A 24,250-nucleotide genomic window follows, 5' to 3' on the forward strand; every position below is an offset into this window, starting at 1 on the left:
AAGTTATTAGTACAGACGAACGCGACGTGCGTTTTCGCGAGCTAGCTTTTTAGCGTGACGCTTTTGAGCTGCTGCTTTAGCGCGTTTGCGAACTGTAGTTGGCTTTTCGTAATGCTCACGACGACGCACTTCAGAAAGGATACCTGCTTTTTCACAAGAGCGCTTGAAACGACGTAGTGCAACGTCGAACGGTTCGTTTTCACGTACTTTAACTATTGGCATATGCCTTTCACCTCAGGGGTTATTCATTATCGCTGGTTACTCAGTACCAAATCAGAGAAGTTACCCATCGAGCTAACTCTCTATTCGCGTTTGGCCATTAACCAGCTTGATCAAAAATGGTGCGGAATTTTAATCCGATCACAGTGGCTTTGTAAAGCACTTTGTCGATTATAGTCTGTACAATATTTGTTTGAAGAGCTTAGGCAGGGTAATATTGCGCTAATTTCCCATTTTAGACGAAAGCGTGCCGAGAAAATTATGCGCATTATTGGTATTGAAACCTCTTGTGATGAAACAGGAATCGCAATTTATGATGATGAGCAAGGGCTGCTTTCTCATCAGTTATACAGCCAAGTAAAACTGCACGCCGATTACGGTGGTGTGGTACCTGAGCTAGCGTCGCGTGACCACGTAAAAAAAACTATTCCACTGATTAAAGCGGCATTGGCAGAAGCGAACCTAACGTCGAAAGACATTGATGGCGTGGCTTACACAGCTGGTCCCGGTTTAGTTGGTGCATTGCTTGTGGGTGCAACGATTGGTCGCAGTATTGCTTATGCGTGGGGCGTGCCTGCTGTGCCAGTGCACCATATGGAAGGTCACCTTCTTGCGCCAATGCTAGAAGACAATCCTCCACCATTCCCATTTGTTGCTCTGCTGGTTTCTGGCGGTCATACCATGATGGTCGAAGTAAAAGGCATTGGTGAATACCGAATCCTTGGTGAATCGATTGATGATGCGGCGGGTGAAGCGTTTGATAAAACCGCGAAGCTGATGGGCTTAGATTACCCGGGTGGCCCGTTGTTATCTCGACTTGCAGAAAAAGGGACTCCGGGGCGTTTTAAGTTCCCACGTCCAATGACCGATCGCCCAGGGCTAGATATGAGCTTTTCTGGTTTGAAAACGTTCGCGGCAAATACCATTCGCGCTAATGACAATGATGACCAAACTCGTGCTGATATTGCTTACGCGTTCCAAGAAGCCGTTTGTGCGACCTTGGTAATAAAATGTAAGCGTGCCTTGGTAGAGACGGGCATGAAACGTATCGTGATTGCTGGCGGTGTTAGTGCCAACAAACAGCTACGTATTGAGCTTGAAGCGCTGGCGAAGAAAATCGGTGGTGAGGTTTACTACCCACGCACTGAGTTCTGTACTGATAATGGTGCGATGATTGCTTACGCGGGTATGCAACGCCTTAAAAATGGTGAAACGGCTGATTTGTCTGTTCATGCCACGCCGCGTTGGCCAATTGACCAACTAGAGCCAATTGCTTAACCAGTAGCAATAGTTCAACGAGAAACCGTCGATCAACAAGAAACAATCGATCAACAAAAGCTAAGCGCAGAATAAACCAGTGTGTTTCGATAAACGGTCGCCTTGTGCGGCCGTTTTTATATCCTAGCTTACCGACTATATGTCGATAAATAATTGCTAATAGAGATTAGGGAAGAACAATGAACAAGTTTACAGTAGACAATCAGTCGATGGCGTACCTAGATGAAGGTCAAGGCCCTGTTGTTGTGTTAGGTCACAGCTACCTTTGGGATAGTGCAATGTGGAAGCCGCAGATCGATGCATTAAAAACTCAGTATCGCTGTATTGTTCCAGAGCTTTGGTCTCATGGTGAGTCACAGGCTGCACCAGCTTCGATGCGTAACTTGAAAGATTACGCTCAGCACGTTTTGGCTCTGCTTGATCATTTAGAGATCGAAGAATTCTCTGTGGTTGGCTTATCGGTTGGCGGTATGTGGGGAACAGAGTTGGCGGAGTTAGCTCCTGCACGAATCAAGTCTCTGGTACTTATGGATACCTTTGTTGGTTTAGAGCCAGAAGTTGCTCATGCTAAATACTTCAGCATGCTAGACACCATTACTCAAACCAAAATGGTTCCTCAGCCGATTGTAGAAGCGGTTGTTCCACTGTTCTTCGCCAATGATGCTCAAACTAACTCACCAGCTTTAGTGGAAGGTTTTACTCAGCAGCTATCGTCACTTGAGGGTGAGAAAGCAGAAGAAGTCGCACGAATCGGTCGAATGGTGTTTGGGCGTCGCGATATGATTGAAGCGGTAGAGAACTTTGCACTGCCTGTTTTGATTGCCGTTGGACAAGAAGATAAGCCACGTCCGGCACTTGAGTCATACCTAATGCACGATTGCATTACGGGCAGTGAGTTAGTGGTGATTCCTGGTGCTGGTCATATTAGCTCGCTAGAGCAGCCAGAGTTTGTGAACACAATGCTGAAGACGTTTTTAGATAAACATCTGCTGTAAGCTCTTAAAGACTGAATAGTCTTGATCGACTGAGACTTGTGTCGGTTTAAATTTATCCCAGTTTAAAAATGGTTCGGCTTAGACATGACAGTTTAAGCCGATTTTTTTTGCCCGAGTTTGGGTTCACTGCCATCGAGTAGGCGACGAATATTCTGATGGTGACGTAGGACGATCAAACAACACAGCATGGCCACAGGCAGTGTGTATTGAGGTTTGACTAACCAAGCGTAGAAAGGTGCGAGCAACACAGTAACCAGTGCCGCTAAAGAAGAATAACGAAACAAAAATGCCACAACCAACCAAGTCGCCATGATCATGCCCGTTAGATCGAATCCAATTGGGGCGATGGCTCCGAGTGCTGTTGCGACGCCTTTACCACCTTTAAAGTGGAAGAATATAGGGTACATATGACCAAGGCATGCAGCAATCGCCACGACGCCTAAAATGATCGAGTCGATATTGAGGTAGTAGCCAAGCCAGACTGGAATGGTGCCTTTAAGCATGTCACAAAGTAGCACGGCTGCAGCGGCGCCTTTGCCGCCCACACGCAGTACATTGGTGGCCCCTGGATTGTTGGAGCCTACCGTTCTTGGATCAGGAAGTCTTAAGACTCGGCATATCAAGACCGCACTCGAAATTGAACCTAGCAAATAGGCTGCAATGATCATGATAAGTGCCAAAGGGGTCATGTTTTTCCTTAAACGGTTATAAGTCTAACGATGGGAAAATAATGCTCAATCCAAGAGTAATTGATATCATATCTGGAATTACACGAATAATACGTTTTTTTCCCCCATATGGGTATCCGACCTCTAAAAGGACAAGTCATGGCACTGGATAAAGTTTTCATTGAACAGCTAGAAGTAATTACAACGATCGGTGTTTACGATTGGGAACAAGAGATTAAACAAAAACTTGTGCTTGATATTGAAATGGCTCATGACAACCGCCCTGCAGGTAAGAGTGATGATGTTGTCGATGCTTTGGATTACTCGACAGTCAGCACTGCCGTACTTGACCACATTGCGAATGGCCGATTCCTATTGGTTGAGCGTGTGGCAGAAGAAGTCGCTGAATTAATCATGACTCAGTTCTCAGTGCCTTGGATTAAAATCCGTTTAGCGAAGCCTGGCGCAGTGCCACAAGCAAAAGCAGTCGGTGTGATCATCGAACGAGGTCAAGCATGACAATAGCCTATGTTGGTGTTGGCACGAACATAGACCGCGACAAGCATGCAAGGGTGGCATGGACAGAGCTTCAATCGTTAGGGACTAACCTTAAATGCTCTAAGATCTATCATTGTGAGCCTGTAGGGTTTGAAAGCCATTCGTTTTATAACTTTGTGATAGAGCTCGACACGTCACTCTCATTGACTGAATTTTCACAGCAACTTCGTAAAATTGAGTTTAAATGGGGTCGATCTCAAGATGCTCATAAACTTCAAGATCGAAAGCTCGATCTTGATATTGTGCTGTTTGGAGACGTGGTTTCTGAAAGCGAACCAGAATTACCACGCAGTGATATCTATAAATATCCTTTTGTAACACAACCACTTTATGATCTGTGTCCTGCGAGAGTGATCCCGCAAGATGGAAGAACCGTCAGTGAAATATGGCAGAAGATGCAGCAATTAGATTCGCTCTCTGTCGTAGATATAAAACTATAATTTTTAAGGTAAGTAATGAGTTATTTTGAAGCGTTTATGTTGGCGTTGGTGCAAGGCTTTACTGAGTTTTTACCTATTTCCAGTTCTGCACACTTAATCCTTCCTTCTGCTGTATTAGGTTGGGAAGATCAAGGCTTGGCTTTTGATGTGGCTGTCCACGTTGGTACTTTGGCCGCAGTAGTTATCTATTTCCGCAAAGAAGTGGTCTCTCTTTTGAGCGCATTCTTTGGTTCCGTGTTTAAAGGTGATCGTAGTAAAGAAGCGAAGCTCGCGTGGATGATCATTCTCGCGACGATTCCCGCGTGTATCTTTGGTTTGTTGATGAAAGATATTGTTGAGCTTTATTTGCGCAGTGCGTGGGTGATTGCGACGACAACGATTATTTTTGGTCTGTTGCTATGGTGGGTGGATAAGAACTCAAGCCTGCGTGATGACGAATACCAAGCGGGTTGGAAAAAGGCGCTGTTTATTGGTCTTGCTCAAGCAATGGCGATCATCCCAGGTACGTCTCGCTCTGGCGCAACGATTACCGCAGCACTTTACCTTGGTTTCACACGTGAAGCCGCGGCTCGATTCTCTTTCCTAATGTCTATCCCAATCATCACTCTGGCGGGTGGTTACTTAGGTTTGAAGTTAGTGACCAGTGGTGACCCTATCCATGTTGGCACCTTGCTAACGGGTATCGTGGTTTCTTTCATCAGTGCTTATATCTGTATTCACTTCTTCTTGAAGCTTATCTCACGTATGGGTATGACACCGTTTGTTATCTACCGCCTGATTCTAGGTTTTGGTCTATTTGCTTTCTTGATGATGCAGTAGCATTCGCCTTACGTAGACAAATGTTCCGCTCTACAGATTGAAACGAAAAACCCGCCTAGTCGCGGTTTTTTTAATGCATGGTAATCAGCGTTATGGCGATTAATTATCAGCGATTTCTGATAGGGCATTTTCAATTGCGATGGATCTACGTTTCTCTTGTTCTTCTCGAATATCTTTACCTTTAAAACCATCGGCAATTATCACTTTGACTTCGACTTGAAGCGCTGCTTGGTAAGCCACTTCAAAACGCGCTTTCTGAGGGTAAGGCTGATCTTCTAACCCTTTACGACCAGCATGATCGGCTTGGCAGCAAAGCAGTATGTCGTTGAGCCTGTCTGGTTTACGCCAAACATCAAACTTGTTCAGAACCTTGAGAAAGGTGGTTGGCTTGAGCTCGCCTGCACGGTGGATATTAGAATGTTGCTCGCAAACTAACAGTGCGAGATCTCTGAATTCATTGGGCACTCTGACTCTTTCACACAGCTTCTTAATGATTTTTAAGCCTGTATGGCAATGCATTTTGTGGCTTGGCCACTCACTTTCTGGCGTGACGCCTTTACCTAAATCATGTACTTGAGCGGCAAAACGCACGGGTAATGATGAGCTTAATCGCGCAGCTTGTTGAGCAACCATCAGAGTGTGGATGCCCGTGTCGATCTCAGGGTGCCATTTTTCAGGTTGAGGTACACCAAACAGCGCGTCAATTTCAGGCAACACAACAGCCAATGCACCACACTCTTTCAGTACAGAAAGGAACACCTCAGGATGCGGAGTGCTAAGGGATTTATGCCACTCTTGCCAAACTCGCTCTGCCGTAAGATGTGCCAGTTCACCGGATTGAACTATCTCACTCATCATCACCATGGTTTCTGGTGCAACCATAAAGTTGAGATGATGGAGTTTGGCGGCGAAGCGAGCCACACGCAGCACACGCAGAGGATCTTCAACAAAAGCATCCGAGACGTGCCTTAGAACACGATCAGAGAGATCTTTCTGGCCATGGTACGGATCGTAAAGTTGGCCTTTATCGTCTTGAGCAATGGCGTTGATGGTCAGATCTCGACGCATGAGATCTTCTTCCAAACTCACATCTGGTGCAAAGTAACATTCGAAACCTGTGTAACCCGAACCTGACTTTCTTTCGGTGCGAGCCAGTGCGTGCTCTTCTTTGGTCTTTGGGTGTAAAAATACAGGGAAGTCTTTGCCTACTGCAGTAAAGCCAAGGTTTTCCATCTCTTGAGGGGTACTCCCTACCACGACCCAATCTCTATCATAGCTATCAATGTTGAGCAGCTTATCGCGCACTGCTCCACCGACTAGGTAGCGTTGTAGCCCATTCTCTTTTGGTAGGCTATCGTATATTTGCAACTTATCACCTCGAAATGTTTTATCACTGCTGGACTTTACTGCAAGCAATGGTACTTTCCATTAATCGTAATTATAGGGCAGCACATGTATAAGGAATATTTTGGCTTCGTTGAGATGCCATTTTCGATTGTACCAAATTCTCGCTACTTGTTTTTAAGTCAGCGCCATCAAGAAGCGATGCAGAACCTACAAGCCGGTTTAGGCGAAGGTGGGGGCTTTGCGATGCTTACTGGTGAAGTCGGTACAGGAAAAACAACGGTCGCCAAAGCGATGTTGTCATCACTCGATAATCAGACTCAAGCTGGCCTTATACTTAACCCTACGTTTTCCAATACGGATTTACTGGAAGCTATCTGTGATGAGTTTGAGGTTGAGTACCCTGAACAAGCATCGTTGAAACAGCTGAGTCAGGCCATTCATCACTTCCTGCTCGATAGTCATGCTGAAGGCATTCAAACCTTATTGGTGATTGATGAAGCCCAACATCTCGCAGCTGATGTGCTGGAGCAGCTGCGCCTTCTGACCAATTTAGAAACCGACAGTCGCAAGCTGTTAAAAGTACTGTTGGTCGGCCAGCCGGAATTACAACAGCACTTACAAACCACTCAATTACGTCAGCTAGCACAGCGTATTACAGGTCGCTATCACTTACTGCCTCTTAATACTGAAGAGACAGGCAAGTACATCGCGTTTCGTTTAGAAACGGCGGGTGGCGAGCAGATGCTGTTTTCGAATCGTTCAATCAAGTTGATCGCCCAATATACTCATGGTATTCCAAGGCTCATTAACTTGGTGTGTGACAAAGCCCTGCAATTGGCTTTTCATGATGGTGAGCAATTACCGAACAATGAAACGGTTAACCGAGCGTGTCAGCAAGTTATGTCGTTTCAGGCCGATGTGTATCATGTCGAAAAGCCTCGAGCTTCTCACGTAGTACCCAAGTTATTCCAATACGCTGGGATTGCTACATTAAGTGTCGGCCTTGCAATGGCGACCTTTAATTTTGCTCCAAGCTATATCAATTCATGGCAGTCGGCTGAGACTTCAAGTGAAATGAAAACAGAAGTGTCTGCACAGACTCAGCGCTCTTTGGTGGCGAATGAACCTCAGTTGGTTGCTGAGCCAAAACCTTCCAAGTTTGCTTTACCACAAGATATTCAACAGCACTTGATGCAGGGAACCAATCGTTCTCTCGCTATTAAGGACTTGTATACGCTCTGGGGATATCAGTCTTCACTGCGTGATGGCTTGTGCTTAAGTGAGCCGCAAAGTGTCTTTGTGTGCGAGCAACAACAGTCAAATTTGGATACATTGTTAGATCTTGGCGTACCCGTGGTCCTTAATCTGGATATTGTTCAAGAGCCAGTGTTTGCTGTGCTTTATGGTGCGTCTGAGGAGTCTGTCGAGCTCCTGGTTAACGAAAAGCTTTTGGTGATGCCTAAGCGTACCTTAAAGAAAATCTGGCAAGGTGATTATGTCGCGATTTGGAAACAGCCACTCAGAGAGACGCTCAAAGAGGGTTATCAAGGTGAGGCGATTGCACTACTTGATCTGCTATTGTCTGAAGTTTTGGGTGAAGACGTATCGGGCAGTGATGTATTTGACTATGAGTTAAAAATGAAAATTGAAGCGTTTCAAATGTGGCAAGGCATGTCAGTCGATGGCATTGCAGGAAAACGCACGCTGGCAAGATTACAAAGATTGGCTCAACTCGACTCGCCTAAGTTGATGTCACTCGATGGAGGCGCAAGTTAATGTCACGCATTATGCATGAGCTTAATCAGTCGTCTGCTAAGCAGCCGCCTCTTAACCAAGCGTCTCTTAACCAATCATCTTTTAATAGCCCCAGCTTCAAAGGCTACCAAAATCATCATGTGCCAAGTTCTGTTAAAGGGATTAGCAATAAACGAGGCTCATCGTTAGCCATGGGGCTACTCCTTATCTTGGTGCCTTCTTTGTTGGTGGGTGGTGTTCTGGCTTATCAATCGTATAACCAACAAAAAAATTCGGCTAGCCAAGCTACCTATGTAGCTCTACCTGAATCAAAATCTCAATCAGACCTTGAGCCTCAGATCGCTGATGCTGATATAGCCAATGTGGATGCTGTGTCAGTGGATGCAGAAGATGAAGTATTATTCGCAGTTCGCCCAGCACCAGTAAGCCAACCTTTGAAAGCACTGCCACGCCAAGAGGTGTATGCGCAGATTGGCTCTGAAAGTACGAATGTCGCTGGTGGAGCTATTGTGCCTGTGGCTAGTTCAGAGAGTAGTGCGCGAACATCAGAAGAGTCAGAGTTATCACTAGCTCAGCAAGAGGTTCAGCCAGGTGTTAGCAATGAGAATACGACTCTGCAATCGGACAGTGATTTACTGCAAGGGCTAGATCTCAGTGAGTTACCACCTGATTTGGCCTTAAAGCTTGAATCAATGATGGGTGAGCAACAAAGCGCACCTGAGCCAATGGACTCACGTCCAGCAGGGCAGGTAGGGGCTCAGGTCATAGAATTAGAGTCTCACAGCAATAGTTTATCTGGGGTATTACCTAAGCTAGACCTGCAAACTCACATGTATTCGAGTAGTGAAACCAAGCGCTGGGTCAAAGTGAATGGCCAAGAAGTGGCGCAAGGAGATTGGATTGGACAAGACATTCAATTACTGGAAATTAAGCCACAATCAGTGATTATCGAGTTCAATCAACAGAAAATAGAAATCCCCGCTCTGTACGAGTGGAAAGGCTAAAAGCTAGATAGCCCCAGTGACTTAGAGAACAGACAAATAAAAAGGAGCACCGAGGTGCTCCTTTTTGATATTCGATACTGAATTTACTCTGTTTAGCGCAAGATAAGCCAAACAGGTAGAGTGATCAGCTTATGACCAGCCGTTTGGTGACTTTCTGCGACGAGGTATAATGTGTGGCAGGACAAGGCCAAGAAGTAGACCAATACCAGCAACACCACCACCATACATAAAGTATTTCAGTAGTAGATCATCTTTTTGAGTGTCTAGCTTAGCGCGTAGCTCACGGTTCTCTGTTTGAGAGCTCGTAAGTTGTTGGCTAATCTCGCTGTAGTTTTGCTCAAGTTCAGAAATTTGCTTGTTACGAGAGTCTAGAGAGCTCGCTAGGCCAGCTTTTTCGCTGTCAGCACTTTGACGTGCATTCGCTAGCTTGCCTTTAACTTCAGTTAGCTCTTTCTCTAGCTTAGGCATACGCAGAGCCATGCTTTCTTGAGTGCTTACAAACTTACTTTCTACCCAGCCTTTACGGCCGCGGCTGTCTTGAACCTGGGTGTAACCCGTGCTCTTGTTAGTTTGTAGGTAAGTAATCTTTTCACCAGCATCAACACTACCGATGATACGGAATGTGTTGTTTGGGCCAGAATGCATATAAGTAAATAGTTTGTCAGCAATATAACGGTCTTGTGCAAAGGCAGCTGGAGCCGCAAGCATTGCGAGCAAAACTAAGCTAATCAGTTTTTTCACAGTAAATCCCTTAACGATTCAAATTGGGTAGGCGTATGAGTCAGCCTCAATGAGCAAATAATATTTAGTTTCTTTATGCGGTGCAACAAAGAAGGGAGGCAAAGCCTCCCTTTCTGTGCGTTTGAGTCAATAATGACATGGTATTTACATATCATTACCGAAGCTCACCGTTTTCTGACGCTAATATTTACTAACGCCAGGGCTATTACATAGTAAACATAGCCTGAATTGCGTAGAAGAACACAACAGCAAGTAGAGCACCTGCAGGTAGCGTTACAATCCACGAAGCAACGATGTTACGCACAACGCCTAGGTTGAGTGCTGCGATACCACGAGCAAAACCGACACCTAAAACCGCACCAACCAATGTTTGCGTGGTTGAAATCGGAAGGCCAGTACCAGAAGCAAGTACAACCGTACATGCCGTTGCTAGTTGAGCGGCAAAGCCACGGCTAGGTGTTAGTTCTGTAATACCAGTACCCACGGTTGCCATTACTTTATGACCCATGGTAGCAAGACCAACAACGATACCAATACCACCTAGTGGAAGAATCCACCATGCGATAGTGCTCTTACCTGAGATTTCACCCATGTGCTCAACCGTTGAAACAACAGCAGACAGTGGACCAATCGCATTCGCAACGTCATTTGAACCGTGTGCGAATGCCATCGCACAAGCTGTGATAACCATTAGTACGCTGAAGATACCTTCAACGCCAGCAAAGCCATGGTCTTCTTCGCGATTAGCAAATTTCTTTTGAATGTATAAGTAACCGCCAACCATGACTAGAGCAGAAACACCAGCTGCCCATAACCAGGCTTCAGTGCCGCTTAGGTGAAGGCCAACGTGCTTAAGACCTTTCTTGATTGTTACAAGTGCAATAACCATTGTCGTAATGAACATGTACACAGGCACAAAACGCTTAGCGTTAAACAACGGATTTTCTGTATCGAATATCAGTCGTTGGGCACTGACAAAAATAAGATAGGCGAAGATGCCGGAAATCAACGGTGTGACAATCCAACTACCCACAATACCTTGAACGCTGTTCCAATCTACAGCTTCTGTACCTACAGACACACAAGCAAAACCGATGATTGCACCGATAATTGAGTGAGTCGTTGATACTGGCCAGCCCATGTATGATGCTAGAAGCAACCATGTACCAGCAGCCAGCAGCGCCGACATCATGCCGTACACAAGTACATCAGGTTGATGAGCGAATAGAGACGTTTCGATAACACCTTTACGGATCGTGTCTGTTACTTCGCCGCCCGCAAGATAAGCACCTGCGAATTCAAAGATCATTGCGATAATGATCGCTTGTTTAACGGTTAGAGCTTTAGAGCCTACTGAAGTGCCCATTGCATTCGCAACGTCATTTGCACCAATACCAATAGCCATCAAGAAACCGAAAGCTGCTGCAACAATAATCAGGACAGTGCCGTAGTTAGCAAGGATATCCATCGTAATACCTAGTTGTTTGATAACAAGCGGAACAAATTTAGACGCAAAAAACCGCTCAGCGAGAGGAATACTCAGCGCATAAGTGGTTTGGTTAAAAAATGCTCTTCGTTATATAGTTAGCGTATGATTTAAGATCGAGAAAGCATTACTTCAAGACGAGCGCCTACACGCTGTGCTTGATCTGCAATACCACCAACCCATTCAAGAATTTTGTATAAGAACATGATGTCAACTGGATTCATATCGTCTTCAATCGCCATTAATTGTTGGCGTAATTCGATCTGCATCGCGTCCGTGTCATCTTCAATTACATCTAACTGATGAATCATTTCAGCAACGAGTGTTACTTCACGGCCCTTAAAGCCAGTCTCAAGTAATTCGTCTAATTCATTGATTACGTTTTGTGCTTGGTTCGCTGCATCTAGACAACGTTTAACGTAAGCGATGAAGTTTTCTTGCATTGGAGCAGGAATGACAAGTTGACGACCATATACACGGCCAGCAATGTCTTTCGCTAGGTTTGCGAGTTTGTCTTGTTGAGTTAATAGCTCCAACATATCGGTGCGATCAACTGGCATAAACAAACCACGAGGAAGTTTAAGGCGAATTTCACGTTTTAGTACGTCAGCTTCTTTCTCAAGGTGAGAAATTTGAGCTCGAATTTCTGATGCTTTCTCCCAGTCACCCTTTGAAGAAACTTCAAAGAAATTAACTAGGTGAGAACAACATTCGTTCACGCATACTACGTGACGCTGCAAAGGTTTAATTGGGGACTTTGCAAATAACCCCATAATTGTATTTACTGGCATGGTCATCCAACCTAATAAATAATAACCTTAAAACAACATACACCATATTCATGGTGAAATGTTAAGCGATGGCTACAAAGTCGCGCATGTTAACCTAATCAATGTCTCATTAAAACTGTTTTAGATCATCATAAGGGCGATATTTCTGACTTGCTGAGTTTTCAAATTGGCAATATCCTGTCCCTATCTTCACAGAAAGGTATAACTATGGAAACCGAGATAGAACTGAAGTTTTTTGTTTCTCCTGATTTTTCAGAGACTTTACGCAATAAAATTGCTGAAACTAAAGTACTTCAGCACAGTTGTCGCGAGCTAGGTAACATCTACTTTGACACCCCTGACAACTGGCTACGTAAGCACGATATTGGCTTTCGTATTCGACGTTTTGATGACGTATTTGTACAAACCGTAAAGACGGCTGGTCGTGTGGTTGCTGGTCTACATCAAAGGCCTGAATACAATGCAGAACACGATAGCAATGAACCTAAGCTAGCCCTACATCCAGAGGATATCTGGCCAGCGGGTAAAGACATCGAAACGTTGCAAACTGAGCTGACTCCTCTGTTCTCTACCAACTTCACTCGTGAGCAGTGGTTGATTGGTATGCCAGATGGCAGCCAGGTTGAGGTTGCGTTCGACCAAGGCTTCGTTGAGTCAGGCGATCTGCAAGAACCGATTTGCGAAGTCGAATTGGAACTTAAATCGGGTCAAACGGATGCTCTATTTACATTGTCTCGTCAATTCTGCGAACAAGGTGGCATGCGTTTGGGGAATCTCAGCAAAGCTGCTAAAGGTTACCGCCTTGCTCAAGGTTATCAAGGAGATGAAGTCACTCCTTTGACCTTAGTTGATACTGACAAAAGTGATACTGTTGAATCATGTTTCATTCAATCTTTAGAGCATGCTCTCGCTCATTGGCACTCTCACGAGCAGATTTTTACTGAGCGTCAATCGATTGAAGCGTTACATGAGATAAGCCATTCGCTAAGTTTTATTCGTCAAACCTTCACTATCTATGGTGACATTGTTCCAAGACGCGCGAGTGCTATTTTACGCCAAGAACTTAAGTGGCTTGAGCAAGAACTTGATTGGCTAAAAAGTTATGACCACTTCGAAGATTTACTCGAAGATAAAGGTCACGTGCTGCGTAAGCTAGATGCACGTAAGTTCTTGGTCGCTGAGCTTAAAGAGATGCAAGAGCAACTGCCAGATCGTGAAGACCTTCTGACCTTGCTGAGTTCTGCTCGATACACCGGTTTATTATTAGATCTGAGCCGTTGGATCTTGTCTCGTGGCTGGCAACCTTTCTTAGATGAAAAGGCACGTGAGCAAATGGCTCGTGGTATCGAATGGTTTTCCGTGCAGCAACTCGATCGTACATGGGCCGATTTGATGGAAGCTTTCCCGCCAGAGCGAGTGATGACCAGCCAAGCGTATATTGATCAGCAATACCGTTTGATGCGTAATCTGTATTCTGGCGTTGGTTTCGCGAGCTTGTATAATGACGATGAACGAAACAGCTTCCGTTTGCCATGGGCCGATATGGTGCAAGGCATTGATGACTTGCTGGCACTTAAAACGTTAGAGCCTTTGACTGAGAAGTTGGAAGGCGATGAGAAGGTTCAGCTAGAGCGTTGGTTGGCTCGCCAAGAAGTGTCTATTCTGCATGCGATGGAGCAGACACGACAAATCAGCGTTGAGGTTGAGCCATACTGGCAAGACTAAACTCAATACCGATATCAGTATAAGTATGAATTTGAAAATAGGGCTTCGGCCCTATTTTTTTGTTTGTTGCTCGAGCTTTTCTAGTCGCTCTAGTATTTTTTGTTGTTGCTCTATGATCTTTTCAAGATGCTTCTCTTTGTTTTCTGCTCGTTGATTCTCATGGTGAGTGGGGGAGGTGATCAGAGAAGTAATCAAGCCTGAAATCATACCAAAAACACCCACACCGCAAATGATCACCAGAGAGGCGACTAATTTCCCTGAGTTCGTCACGGGGTAATGATCGCCGTACCCTACGGTACTGATGGTAACGAAAGCCCACCACAAAGCATCTTGGCCAGTGGTAATGTTGGCATTGGGATCTTTGTGTTCTAACAGCAGGATTGTTCCTGCTCCTATGGTTAGGAGAATAACCAGTAGCAGAATAATTGAGGCGAGTGTGGTTTCTTTGCGATTACGAAACAGCTCTCTAAAAACACGTTTACCCGAGCGGAGCACAAGAATGACACGCAGGATCTGAAAAATGCGAGCGAAACGAAGTGGTTCGATCATTGGGATGCTTGCTAAGAAATCGATCCAGTGTACTTTTAGATATTCTTTCTTATTTTGTGATCTCAATAGATCAATCGTGAGCTGAAAAAGAAAAACACTACAGATTATAAAATCGAGGCCGATAAGAACTTGTTTTGATTCTTTATCAATCGGTGCAAACAATAAGCCTGAGATCACAAATAACGCTAAGAAAGAGAGAATCAGTGATAATAAGCTCATCGGCTTGGTTGTGTCTTTGATACTATTTGACATTCATACGAGGCTCAAAATAAATCGCGAACTTTGACTGACATAGCCACCTCGCGGATATAGAAGCCATCAATATATAAGAATTAATGGAGAACTGACAATGACTAAACTGTCATTCAAGCCGTGGGAAAGGATAATCTCTGACGTTCGTCTCGTTCCAAAAATGGTCATGCTGATGATATTCAGCACTATCTTGATCATTTCGAAGCAGTTATGGGACGCAAGTACGTTTTACGATTCATTGCTTGCTGTAACCAATAATGCGCAAGTTGCACAGCAGCATTATGAGACTTACCTAGTTCAAGTGGCTTGGCAAACAGCCTTGATGATCATTGTGTTTGTGGTTCTTCTATTAGCGGCGGCGCGCGTTATGCTTCGCCAAACTCAGTACCTTAATGACGCCATTAAAACCATGGCCGATAAGAATCTATCAGTGCCGATTGAAATGGACTGTAAAGATGAATACGGCGATGTGGCACGCGAGCTTGAAAAAACTCGCGTCCAACTGAACGACATGATCAAAACTCAAGTGGCTTCTTCTGACGAGCTATTCGCTCTGACAGAAGTGATGACCATTAGCATGTCAGAAACCAAAGATTCGGCTCAAGAAGAGTTCAACGAGATCGATCAGCTAGCGACAGCAATGAGTGAGATGACGTCTACCGTGCAAACTGTCGCTGAGCATGCGCAAAGTGCTTCTTCATTGACTGAACAGGCATCAGGCCAAGCATTGACTGGTCAGAAGTTCGTTCAAGGCTCAGTTTCTAAGATGAGTGAGTTATCTTCAGATATCGCAGCATCTGCAGCAGCGGTAAACCAAGTAGAAGAGCGCGTTGACTCAATTGGTAGCGTTGTGGGTACTATCCAAGGTATTTCAGAACAAACGAACCTGTTAGCACTGAACGCAGCGATTGAAGCCGCGCGTGCAGGTGAAGCGGGACGTGGTTTTGCGGTTGTTGCCGATGAGGTTCGTAACCTTGCGCAGCGTACTCAACAAGCGACAGTCGAGATTCAAGACATGATCAGTCACCTACAAAGCAGCGCTAACTCAGCCGTAGAGTTGATGGAGAAGAGTGTTGTAGAAGCGGCTGAAGGCGTTGATCTGGTAACCAATGCTGGTTCAGAGCTAGATGGCATCGTAAGCCAAGTCAACCAAATCAATGATATGAACTTCCAGATCGCGACCGCTGCAGGCCAACAGAGCAGTGTTGCTGAAGAGATGAGTGTAAACCTAACGAATGTTCGTGAGCTTGTTGAAGCCTCTGTAGTGGTCGTTGGTGAACTGTTAGAGACTTCTCAGCTCATGGAAACCAACGCGCAAGAACTGGACGGTAAGATTAAACAATTTAAGGTTTAATCATGGGATCTTGGCTTTTATTCCTCAGAGGTACTTCTAGTATTCGATAGCTAGGAAAGACCCGATTCGATAAGTTAACCGATAAAACGCCCACATTGCTAATGTGGGCGTTTTTTATTGGCGTAACTTTGGTATAACTTATCCTTAGATATTAAAACAGGTTCTCAAAGCTCGTTGTTAAACTTGCCTGTTAAAACTATTTACTAAAGAACAGAACCAATTGTTCGGCGCGCAGCTTACACAAGGAAGAAACATGCCATTGCCTTCTCAACTCACCACGCATTCCCAGTCTGCTTTTGAGCAATTATTAGAGCATCAAAGTGAAGCCATCAATGCTTGGCCAGAGCCAATGATTGAAGATCTTAAACGTGTACTCGGTTTAAGTTGTTTTGTTGCTGATTGCTTACAGCGTGATACGGTTTTATCCAACTCTCTACCTGATATGCTGGCATGTGAAGAGCGTGCTGAAGGGTATCGTCAGCGATTAGCCGAGTTACTTTCAGGTTGTGCCGATGAAATGAGTGGCCAGCGTGTGCTGCGTCAATTCCGTAATCGAGAAATGACCTACATTGCTTGGCGTGATTTTTTGGGCGAGTGGGAGCTAGAGCAGAGCTTAAGCCATCTATCGATGTTGGCAGAGGCGATGATCTTCGAGACCTATCAGTGGCAGTACGATATTTGCTGTAAAGAGTGGGGCACACCTTGTAATGATCAGGGTGAAGCGCAGCCGATGTTGATCATCGGTATGGGCAAGCTCGGTGGCGGTGAGCTTAATTTCTCTTCTGATATCGATCTGATTTTTACTTACCCTGAAAATGGTGAAACCCAAGGGGCACGACGAAGTATCGCCAACGCCCAATTTTTCACGCGTTTAGGGCAACGGATTATCAAGGCGCTTGATCAGCAAACCTTTGATGGATTCTGTTATCGAGTAGACATGCGTCTGCGTCCATTCGGTGAGAGTGGTCCACTGGTCATGAGTTACGCTGCGCTAGAAGATTACTATCAAGAACAAGGCCGAGATTGGGAACGCTACGCGATGGTTAAGGCGCGAGTGATGGGTAGTGAAATGTACCCTGAATATCAAGAGCTTCGCCAGATGCTGCGCCCGTTTGTGTTTCGTCGTTATATCGATTTCAGTGCCATTCAATCTCTGCGTCGAATGAAGTCGATGATCAGCAGTGAAGTTCGCCGTCGTGGCCTCTCCAATAACATCAAGCTTGGTTCTGGTGGTATTCGTGAAGTTGAATTTATTGCGCAAGTTTTCCAATTGATTCGTGGCGGGCGTGAGCCTAGTCTGCGTGGTCGAGGGTTACTAGAAACATTAAGTGCTATTGAGTCTCTCAATTTATTAGAGACCAAAGAAGTCGGTCATTTACGTGAGGCCTACCTGTTTTTACGTCGCCTTGAAAACTTATTGCAAGCGATGTCTGACAAGCAAACTCAAACCTTACCAGATGGTGAGCTTGAGCAACTGCAGCTCGCTGTCGCAATGCAATTTTCTGATTGGGATAGTTTGATTACGGCAACTCGTGTTCATATGGCGAATGTACATACTGTTTTCGAAGATCTGATTGGTGTCGATGAAGACGACGCCAATCCAATCGCGAGCCACTTTAGTGAACTGTGGGATATGGCCCATAAGCAAGACGTGATTGAGCAGGTTCTTGAGCATGACATCGCGATTGCTAACCCGCTGGAAGCGGCGAAAACCATTATCCAATTTAAAGCGGATTTAGCGAAGAAAACCCTTGGACCACGTGGGCGAGAGGTTTTAAATCGCTTGATGCCTAAAGTGTTCCAGGCGTTGTACACCGCCAAGGATGCAGAGTTTGGTTTGTCTCGAGTGTTGCACCTTCTCCATAAAATAGTCACGCGTACCACTTACCTTGAGCTATTGGATGAGCACCCAGCCGCGTTAACTCAGTTAGTTCGTTTATGTACTGCGAGCCCGATGATTTCGGAGCAGCTTGGCCGTTATCCAATTCTATTAGATGAACTTATTGACCCTCAACAACTCTATAATCCAGTACCTTTAGAGTCTTACAAAACTGAGCTGAGAGATTACCTAGCTCGAATTCCTGAAGATGATATGGAGCAACAGATGGAAGGTCTGCGTCAGTTTAAGCAGACTTGTATCCTGAGAATTGCTGCCGCGGATATTGCGGGCGCATTACCTGTTATGAAGGTCAGTGATCACCTTACCTATTTAGCCGAAGCGATTGTTGAGGCGGGTATTAACCAAGCTTGGTTACAAGTATCGGCCAAGTTTGGTGAACCGACTCATGTAAAAGATCGTGAAGGCCGCGGCTTCGCAGTTGTTGGTTATGGCAAAGTTGGCGGCTGGGAGCTGGGCTACAACTCCGATCTCGATATCGTGTTCATGCACGACTGCCCGGTACACATCTATACTGACGGTAAGAAAGAGATTGATGGACGCCAGTTCTATTTAAGATTGGCACAGCGAATTATTCATATTTTCTCAACGAGAACCGCTTCCGGTATTTTGTATGAGGTTGATACACGTCTGCGCCCTTCAGGTGCTTCTGGTCTATTGGTTAGTCCAACGGATGCCTTTGACGAGTATCAGCACAATGATGCGTGGACTTGGGAGCACCAAGCTCTAACTCGCGCTCGCATGATTTACGGCGATGACTTATTGGCTTCGGCATTCAACAAAACTCGCCATGAGGTTCTGTGCTTGGCTCGTGATGAGGCAACGCTCAAAAAGTCTGTTGTGGATATGCGTGAAAAAATGCGCGGTCATTTAGGCGGTAAAAAAGCCGATCGATTCATGTTGAAACAAGATGCGGGCGGTATTACTGATATTGAGTTTTTGGCGCAATACTTAGTGCTGAGATACAGCAACGAAAAACCTAAGCTCACCCGTTGGTGTGACAATGTACGAATCTTTGAAAGCTTGTTGTCGCAAGGGATTATGGATGAGCAACAAGGCATCGCATTAACCAACGTCTATACGACGTTAAGAGATGAAATCCATCACCGTAATCTACTCAACCTTGATGCGGATGTGGCGATTGAGAAGTTTGAGATGGAAAGAGAACATGTTGTTCAAGCATGGAAGCAGTGGATGGAAGCTTAACCCTAGTTATGGCTTGTATGACACAGCCCTTATTTCGGTAAGCGTTTGCTAATTTTTCTATGGTTTAGCCTCTGTAATCAGTGTGCTAGACTCTAGCCAGATTTGATTTTTGGAGATCAATAATGAAACCAATTCTACCTGACTACAGCCAATCAGGTGTTCTTATTGTCGGTGATGTAATGCTTGATCGTTACTGGTATGGTCCAACTGGCCGTATTTCACCAGAAGCACCTGTACCCGTTGTGAAAGTAGAAAATAACGAGGAGCGCCCTGGTGGTGCTGCCAACGTAGCAATGAATATTGCTTCTCTTGGTGGTCATGCTCATGTCGTTGGTTTAACTGGTAAAGATGAACCCGCTGAGGTGTTAAAAAACACCTTAGGAGCGCTCAATGTTAAGTGCGACTTTGTTGAGTTGGACGATTACCCAACTATCACTAAACTGCGAGTAATGAGTCGAGGTCAACAGCTGATCCGTCTTGATTTTGAAGACAAATTCGAGAACACGGATCCTAAGTTAGTTCTGTCTCGCATGGAACAAGCGCTTCCTAATGTACGTTCGGTGATCCTATCTGATTACGCAAAAGGTGCCTTGGAGCATGTGCAAAGTTTTATTCAAAAAGCACGCGCAGCAAAGGTTCCGGTATTTATCGATCCGAAAGGTGCTGATTTAGAGCGATACCGTGGTGCAACTTTGCTTACGCCAAATATGGCTGAGTTCGAGCTGGTTGCAGGTAAGGTCAAATCAGAAGAAGATCTTATCGAGAAAGGCATTGCCTTGATCGAAAAATACGACTTTGAAGCTTTGTTAGTGACTCGTAGCGAGCATGGTATGACGCTACTTCGTAAAGATCAGGCGCCATTCCACTTGCCGACTCAAGCGAAAGAAGTGTATGACGTGACAGGTGCGGGTGATACGGTGATCTCGGTACTCGCGGCTTCTGTGGCTGCTGGTAAGCCATTGGATGAAGCGTGTGCATTAGCGAACGCTGCTGCTGGTGTGGTAGTTGGCAAACTTGGTACATCGACGTTGTCTACGATTGAATTAGCGGAAGCGATTCATGGTAGCCAAGACACTGACTACGGCGTGATCTCTGAAGCCGCACTAGTTGAAGCGGTGAAGCGTGCTCGTGCGAAAGGCGAGAAAGTGGTTATGACCAATGGCTGCTTTGATATTCTGCATGCCGGCCATGTTTCCTACATGAACCACGCGGCTGAGCTGGGTGATCGTTTGATCGTTGCAGTGAATACTGATGAATCAGTCAAACGTTTGAAAGGTCCAGGTCGCCCTGTGAACCCAACTGATCGTCGTATGGCGGTATTGGCTGGCTTAGGCGCGGTTGACTGGGTGGTTCCGTTTTCTGAAGATACACCTCAACGTTTGATCTCTGAGGTTCTACCAAGCATTCTAGTGAAAGGTGGTGATTACAAACCTGAAGAGATTGCTGGTGGTGAAGAAGTGATTGCGGCTGGTGGTGAAGTGAAAGTACTTAACTTTGAAGATGGTTGCTCTACGACTGAAATCATTAAAGCGATTAAAGGTGGTCGAGGTTAGTTCTTAGTTTTTGGCGTTAAGCTTTTAGCTAGGCAGTAAATATCGCTTTTAACCGATAATAAAAATGCCGCTCAATGAGCGGCATTTTTGTAACGGTAACTGAGTAATTAAGAATTACTTACTTGCTACTTTTAGACCTGCGTTTACATCAACGATGTCTTGTTCGCTTAGCGTACCGACGGCTTGACGAAGCTGAAGCACACTTAGGATGTAGTTGTAACGAGCATCTGAAAGGTTTTTGTTCGCATCGTATAGACGACGAGTCGAATCTAGTACGTCAACGATAGTACGAGTACCGACATCAAAACCTGCTTCTGTTGCTTCTAGAGCAGACTGAGCAGAGACAACAGACTGTTCGTAAGCACGTAGAGCGCCGATCGAAGCTGTGATGTTGTTATTGAATGCACGAACGTCTTTTACAACGCTACGATAAGTGGCTTCTAGATCTTCACTTGCTGCAACGTAGTTGTATTCAGCCTGTTTAGTCAAAGAAGTTGTATTACCACCCGTATATAGAGGTACAACTAAGTTCAAACCTAGGTTTAGGTTATCTTGGTCGTAATTATTTGAGCTATTTGATTGATCCGCAAGAGAGTAACTACCATCTAACGTCAAGCTTGGTAGGTGACCAGAACTTGCTAGTGTGATGTTATCTTTCGCTACATCTTGAGAAATACGAGATGCTAAAAGGCTCAGGTTCTTTTGCTCTGCTTGTTCAACAAGTGCTGCTGCAGATTCAGAAGATTTGCTTGCTGAGAAACGATCAGTGTCTAGGATGCTTAGGTTAGAGTGTTCCTGACCTGTAATCTCACGTAGACCTTCGTAGTTATTAATCAGAGTGTTCTCTGCTAAAACTTCATCAGCTAAAACGCCATCGTACTGAGCTTGCGCATCATGTACATCGGTGATTGCTGAAAGACCTACTTCAAAGCGCTGCTTTGTTTGTTCTAGTTGACGAGCAACAGCGGCTTTCTCTGCACGAACAAATTCTAGGTTATCTTGAGCTCGAAGTACTTCAAAGTATGCCGTTGCTACACGTAGGATCAAAGCTTGTTGCTCTGCCGCGTACGCTGAATCAGATTGGCGAGCAGTTTTCTCTGCCGTATCTAGCGTGATCCATGAAGAGCGTTGGTAGAGCTCTTGAGAAAAGTAAATCCCAGCTCCCCATTGGTTATTGTCATTGTTTTTATCGCTTAAATCACCACGGTTGATATCGTAGTTAGCTCTTAAATCAATTTGTGGTAGCAAATCACTACGGCTTGACGTTACTGCTTCAAAAGCGGCATCGCGCTGCGCTGCGGAACGAAGAAGTTGTGGATCGTTCTGTTTTGCTTGGTCGTAAACTTCAGCTAGCGTATCAGCAAAAGCTGATGAACTCAGGCTGCCGATTGCTGCACTGATAAATAGTGGAAGCAGTTTTTTCATTTTCCTATTCCTGCCTTTAATGGAATTTTCTTCAAAAGAGTTTAACCCAGTTTGGTGGTAATTTACTCGAAACTTTGCACTTTTTTACATTTAACTATCCACTTGTGCAATATTTATTTTTTAAAACTTAACTTTAATTATAAATTTTATATAAAAAGTTGAACCTTATCCTTGGTAGTTAACTCGGACAATGAGTAAACTATAAAGATCACTTAGTGAGGTACCAAATGCAACAGTATGACAATCAACGACATGAGTTTACTCCTCAAGATGTGGAAATAGTCTCAAAAGAGACGCTGTTTCGTGGTTTTTTCAAAATGGTTAAATACACATTTAAACATAAGCTGTTTGAGGGGGGCTGGAGCCAACCAATAGAGCGCGAGATGTTTGAACGTGGACATGCTGCCGCTTTGTTACCTTATGATCCTATTCGTGATGAAGTGGTGATCGTTGAACAGATCCGTGTTGGTGCTCTAGAGCATGAGAACCCATGGCAATACGAAATTGTTGCTGGGATTATTGATACCGATGAATCACCACAAGATGTCGCCCGACGTGAAGCGATGGAAGAAGCGGGCGTTGAAGTCGGATCTGTATTGCCTATCACTTCGTATTACCCTTCATCTGGCGGTTGTTCAGAAAAGCTCGACGTATTTGTTGGCAGTGTTGATGCAACGACAGCCAAAGGGGTACACGGATTGGACTACGAAGGTGAGGACATTCGTGTGCAAGTGATGAGTCGCGAAGCGGCTTATCAGTTGGTAAAAGACGGTGTGTTTGAAAATGGCGCCACGATCATTGCGCTACAGTGGCTACAATTGAACTACCAAGAATTACAGTCAGAGTGGATAGATTAACGTCATGCCAAATATAGCAGTCAAAAAACCGTATCATGTTGATCTTGCTGAATTGATGCGAGTTTACGAGACTAACTATGCCAAACTTAACGCTCTGTTACCGGTTGGGCATGAGGTTGGTGACGTTCGCTGTTACCAAGCCGTTAATATGGTGTATCAATTGACAGTGAATGAGGTCACAAAATACACCACTTTAATAGATATATGTCAGAGTGACGCGATGCCAGTGTTTCCTTTGCCAAAAATGTCTGTCAGGCTATATCACGACGCTCGAGTTGCAGAAGTGTGCGCTAGCGGGGATTTTTCGCGAGTCAAAGCGAAATATGACTACCCCAACACTAAGCTTTTGCAAAAGGACGAGAAATTTCAATTGAATAAATTTCTTGGGGAATGGTTAACGTTTTGTTTAAAAACGGGTATCAGCCGAACCCCAATTGCCTTTTAATTGAACCTACTTAAACAACACTTTTAAAGTCTAAACAGTAACGTATCTGGATTTGTTATTTTGGAATTATCACACACTTCAAAATTTGATGAGAGCACTATTAAGCTTGTGCAGCTAACGGACACGCATTTATTTGCGCCGAGCAATGGCAGCTTATTAAGCATCAACACTCAAGATAGCTTTCGTGCTGTAGTCGATGGTATTGTTAGTCAGGGCTTTGACTATCAAGCGGTTCTAGCAACTGGTGATATCTCTCAAGATCACAGTGCTGAGTCGTACCAGAAATTTGAGTCAGGGATAAAGCCTTTGGAAAAGCCATGTTACTGGCTACCCGGGAACCATGACTTCAAGCCTAATATGGGCAGTGTTTTACCATCACCACAAATACAGTGTGTTGAGCATGTCTTGCTAGGCGATAACTGGCAGATGGTTATGCTGGACTCGCAAGTGGTGGGTGTACCTCACGGACGCCTTAGTGATCAACAGATTGACCTACTAGAACAAAAGCTGACTGAATTCCCTGAGCGTAACACCTTGGTTTTGCTGCACCACCACCCTTTATTGGTCGGTAGTGCGTGGCTTGATCAACATAACCTGAAAGATGCTGAGCAGTTTTGGGATGTGGTTCAACAGCACACCAATGTGAAAGCGGTACTTTGTGGTCATGTTCATCAAGATATGAATCGCAATCATCATGGTGTACAAGTCATGGCAACCCCATCGACTTGTGTTCAATTCAAACCAAACTCGAACGACTTTGCGGTTGATACTTTATCTCCAGGCTGGCGAGAGATTGAATTGCACCAAGATGGAACGGTAACTACGCAGGTTCGCCGTTTGCCTAATGGGCAGTTCTCGCCAGACTTTGATGCAGGTGGTTACTAAT

The 24,250-nt window shown here is 44.9% G+C and carries 22 protein-coding genes; 14 read left to right on the forward strand and 8 right to left on the reverse strand.

Features of this window, described 5'->3' with window-relative positions:
• Positions 1–6 precede the first annotated feature (6 nt).
• Positions 7–222 (reverse strand): 30S ribosomal protein S21, encoded by a 216-nt coding sequence (gene rpsU, locus AC3CIA_RS02000; protein ID WP_004396009.1) that lies wholly within the window; start codon positions 220–222, stop codon positions 7–9.
• 258 nt (positions 223–480) lie between these two features.
• Between rpsU and tsaD the strand changes: the two genes are divergently transcribed.
• Both tsaD and AC3CIA_RS02010 read left to right on the forward strand, forming a co-directional pair.
• Positions 481–1,497, forward strand: coding sequence for a tRNA (adenosine(37)-N6)-threonylcarbamoyltransferase complex transferase subunit TsaD (tsaD, locus tag AC3CIA_RS02005; protein ID WP_004735972.1), 1,017 nt, complete (start codon positions 481–483; stop codon positions 1,495–1,497).
• A gap of 179 nt (positions 1,498–1,676) precedes the next feature.
• On the forward strand, positions 1,677–2,492 hold the full coding sequence (locus AC3CIA_RS02010; RefSeq protein ID WP_054547840.1) for an alpha/beta fold hydrolase: 816 nt from the start codon (positions 1,677–1,679) through the stop codon (positions 2,490–2,492).
• A 92-nt stretch (positions 2,493–2,584) separates the two neighbouring features.
• Here the strand turns inward: AC3CIA_RS02010 and plsY are convergent, their stop codons facing one another.
• Positions 2,585–3,181, reverse strand: a complete 597-nt coding sequence (plsY, locus tag AC3CIA_RS02015; protein WP_004735970.1) for a glycerol-3-phosphate 1-O-acyltransferase PlsY — start codon at positions 3,179–3,181, stop codon at positions 2,585–2,587.
• 138 nt (positions 3,182–3,319) lie between these two features.
• Here plsY and folB point away from each other — a divergent pair, with 138 nt between their 5' ends.
• Genes folB through AC3CIA_RS02030 form a run of 3 tightly spaced genes read left to right on the forward strand, consistent with a single transcriptional unit; the run spans position 3,320 to position 4,977 of the window.
• Complete coding sequence (folB, locus tag AC3CIA_RS02020; protein ID WP_004735969.1) at positions 3,320–3,679, forward strand: dihydroneopterin aldolase; 360 nt, start codon at positions 3,320–3,322, stop codon at positions 3,677–3,679.
• Positions 3,676–4,158, forward strand: coding sequence for a 2-amino-4-hydroxy-6-hydroxymethyldihydropteridine diphosphokinase (gene folK, locus AC3CIA_RS02025; protein WP_054547839.1), 483 nt, complete (start codon positions 3,676–3,678; stop codon positions 4,156–4,158). Before folB ends, folK begins: the two co-directional genes overlap by 4 nt.
• A gap of 15 nt (positions 4,159–4,173) precedes the next feature.
• Complete coding sequence (locus tag AC3CIA_RS02030; protein WP_004735967.1) at positions 4,174–4,977, forward strand: undecaprenyl-diphosphate phosphatase; 804 nt, start codon at positions 4,174–4,176, stop codon at positions 4,975–4,977.
• Between the two features lie 99 nt (positions 4,978–5,076).
• On the opposite strand, the gene AC3CIA_RS02035 is transcribed toward AC3CIA_RS02030, so the two are convergent.
• Positions 5,077–6,393 (reverse strand): multifunctional CCA addition/repair protein, encoded by a 1,317-nt coding sequence (locus tag AC3CIA_RS02035; RefSeq protein ID WP_488518446.1) that lies wholly within the window; start codon positions 6,391–6,393, stop codon positions 5,077–5,079.
• A 36-nt stretch (positions 6,394–6,429) separates the two neighbouring features.
• On the opposite strand from AC3CIA_RS02035, the gene AC3CIA_RS02040 reads away from it, so the two are divergent.
• A complete protein-coding gene (locus AC3CIA_RS02040; protein ID WP_488518447.1) occupies positions 6,430–8,100 on the forward strand; it encodes an ExeA family protein in 1,671 nt (556 codons plus the stop codon).
• Positions 8,100–9,083, forward strand: a complete 984-nt coding sequence (locus AC3CIA_RS02045; protein WP_488518448.1) for a general secretion pathway protein GspB — start codon at positions 8,100–8,102, stop codon at positions 9,081–9,083. The genes AC3CIA_RS02040 and AC3CIA_RS02045 overlap by 1 nt, the downstream gene beginning before the upstream one ends.
• Positions 9,084–9,212: 129 nt before the next feature.
• Here AC3CIA_RS02045 and AC3CIA_RS02050 read toward each other — a convergent pair whose 3' ends face one another.
• The 3 genes from AC3CIA_RS02050 to AC3CIA_RS02060 all read right to left on the reverse strand — a co-directional run bounded on the left by AC3CIA_RS02050 (position 9,213) and on the right by AC3CIA_RS02060 (position 12,101).
• Positions 9,213–9,824 (reverse strand): TIGR04211 family SH3 domain-containing protein, encoded by a 612-nt coding sequence (locus AC3CIA_RS02050; RefSeq protein ID WP_054547835.1) that lies wholly within the window; start codon positions 9,822–9,824, stop codon positions 9,213–9,215.
• Positions 9,825–10,029: 205 nt separating this feature from the next.
• Positions 10,030–11,292 (reverse strand): inorganic phosphate transporter, encoded by a 1,263-nt coding sequence (locus tag AC3CIA_RS02055; protein WP_017077661.1) that lies wholly within the window; start codon positions 11,290–11,292, stop codon positions 10,030–10,032.
• Between the two features lie 128 nt (positions 11,293–11,420).
• The gene (locus AC3CIA_RS02060) at positions 11,421–12,101 is read right to left on the reverse strand and encodes a TIGR00153 family protein (protein WP_004735960.1); all 681 of its coding nucleotides are present in this window, start codon (positions 12,099–12,101) and stop codon (positions 11,421–11,423) included.
• A gap of 207 nt (positions 12,102–12,308) precedes the next feature.
• Between AC3CIA_RS02060 and AC3CIA_RS02065 the strand changes: the two genes are divergently transcribed.
• Positions 12,309–13,826: a CYTH and CHAD domain-containing protein gene (locus tag AC3CIA_RS02065; RefSeq protein ID WP_488518449.1), complete on the forward strand. Its 1,518-nt coding sequence runs from the start codon at positions 12,309–12,311 to the stop codon at positions 13,824–13,826.
• Between the two features lie 51 nt (positions 13,827–13,877).
• Here AC3CIA_RS02065 and AC3CIA_RS02070 read toward each other — a convergent pair whose 3' ends face one another.
• The gene (locus AC3CIA_RS02070) at positions 13,878–14,627 is read right to left on the reverse strand and encodes a potassium channel family protein (protein ID WP_488518450.1); all 750 of its coding nucleotides are present in this window, start codon (positions 14,625–14,627) and stop codon (positions 13,878–13,880) included.
• Between the two features lie 97 nt (positions 14,628–14,724).
• Here AC3CIA_RS02070 and AC3CIA_RS02075 point away from each other — a divergent pair, with 97 nt between their 5' ends.
• From AC3CIA_RS02075 to hldE, 3 genes are all read left to right on the forward strand, one after another.
• A complete protein-coding gene (locus tag AC3CIA_RS02075) occupies positions 14,725–15,981 on the forward strand; it encodes a methyl-accepting chemotaxis protein (RefSeq protein ID WP_017084751.1) in 1,257 nt (418 codons plus the stop codon).
• Positions 15,982–16,234: 253 nt separating this feature from the next.
• A complete protein-coding gene (gene glnE / locus AC3CIA_RS02080) occupies positions 16,235–19,084 on the forward strand; it encodes a bifunctional [glutamate--ammonia ligase]-adenylyl-L-tyrosine phosphorylase/[glutamate--ammonia-ligase] adenylyltransferase (protein WP_488518451.1) in 2,850 nt (949 codons plus the stop codon).
• 122 nt (positions 19,085–19,206) lie between these two features.
• Complete coding sequence (gene hldE, locus AC3CIA_RS02085; RefSeq protein WP_488518452.1) at positions 19,207–20,637, forward strand: bifunctional D-glycero-beta-D-manno-heptose-7-phosphate kinase/D-glycero-beta-D-manno-heptose 1-phosphate adenylyltransferase HldE; 1,431 nt, start codon at positions 19,207–19,209, stop codon at positions 20,635–20,637.
• A 114-nt stretch (positions 20,638–20,751) separates the two neighbouring features.
• On the opposite strand, the gene tolC is transcribed toward hldE, so the two are convergent.
• Complete coding sequence (tolC, locus tag AC3CIA_RS02090) at positions 20,752–22,062, reverse strand: outer membrane channel protein TolC (protein WP_065207219.1); 1,311 nt, start codon at positions 22,060–22,062, stop codon at positions 20,752–20,754.
• A 227-nt stretch (positions 22,063–22,289) separates the two neighbouring features.
• On the opposite strand from tolC, the gene nudF reads away from it, so the two are divergent.
• Genes nudF through cpdA form a run of 3 tightly spaced genes read left to right on the forward strand, consistent with a single transcriptional unit; the run spans position 22,290 to position 24,249 of the window.
• A complete protein-coding gene (nudF, locus tag AC3CIA_RS02095) occupies positions 22,290–22,919 on the forward strand; it encodes an ADP-ribose diphosphatase (RefSeq protein WP_054547827.1) in 630 nt (209 codons plus the stop codon).
• Between the two features lie 4 nt (positions 22,920–22,923).
• Complete coding sequence (locus tag AC3CIA_RS02100; protein WP_008222561.1) at positions 22,924–23,364, forward strand: DUF1249 family protein; 441 nt, start codon at positions 22,924–22,926, stop codon at positions 23,362–23,364.
• A gap of 60 nt (positions 23,365–23,424) precedes the next feature.
• Positions 23,425–24,249 (forward strand): 3',5'-cyclic-AMP phosphodiesterase, encoded by an 825-nt coding sequence (gene cpdA / locus AC3CIA_RS02105; protein WP_065207221.1) that lies wholly within the window; start codon positions 23,425–23,427, stop codon positions 24,247–24,249.
• Position 24,250 lies beyond the last annotated feature (1 nt).

The organism is Vibrio sp. QJM3NY_27 (assembly GCF_057785955.1).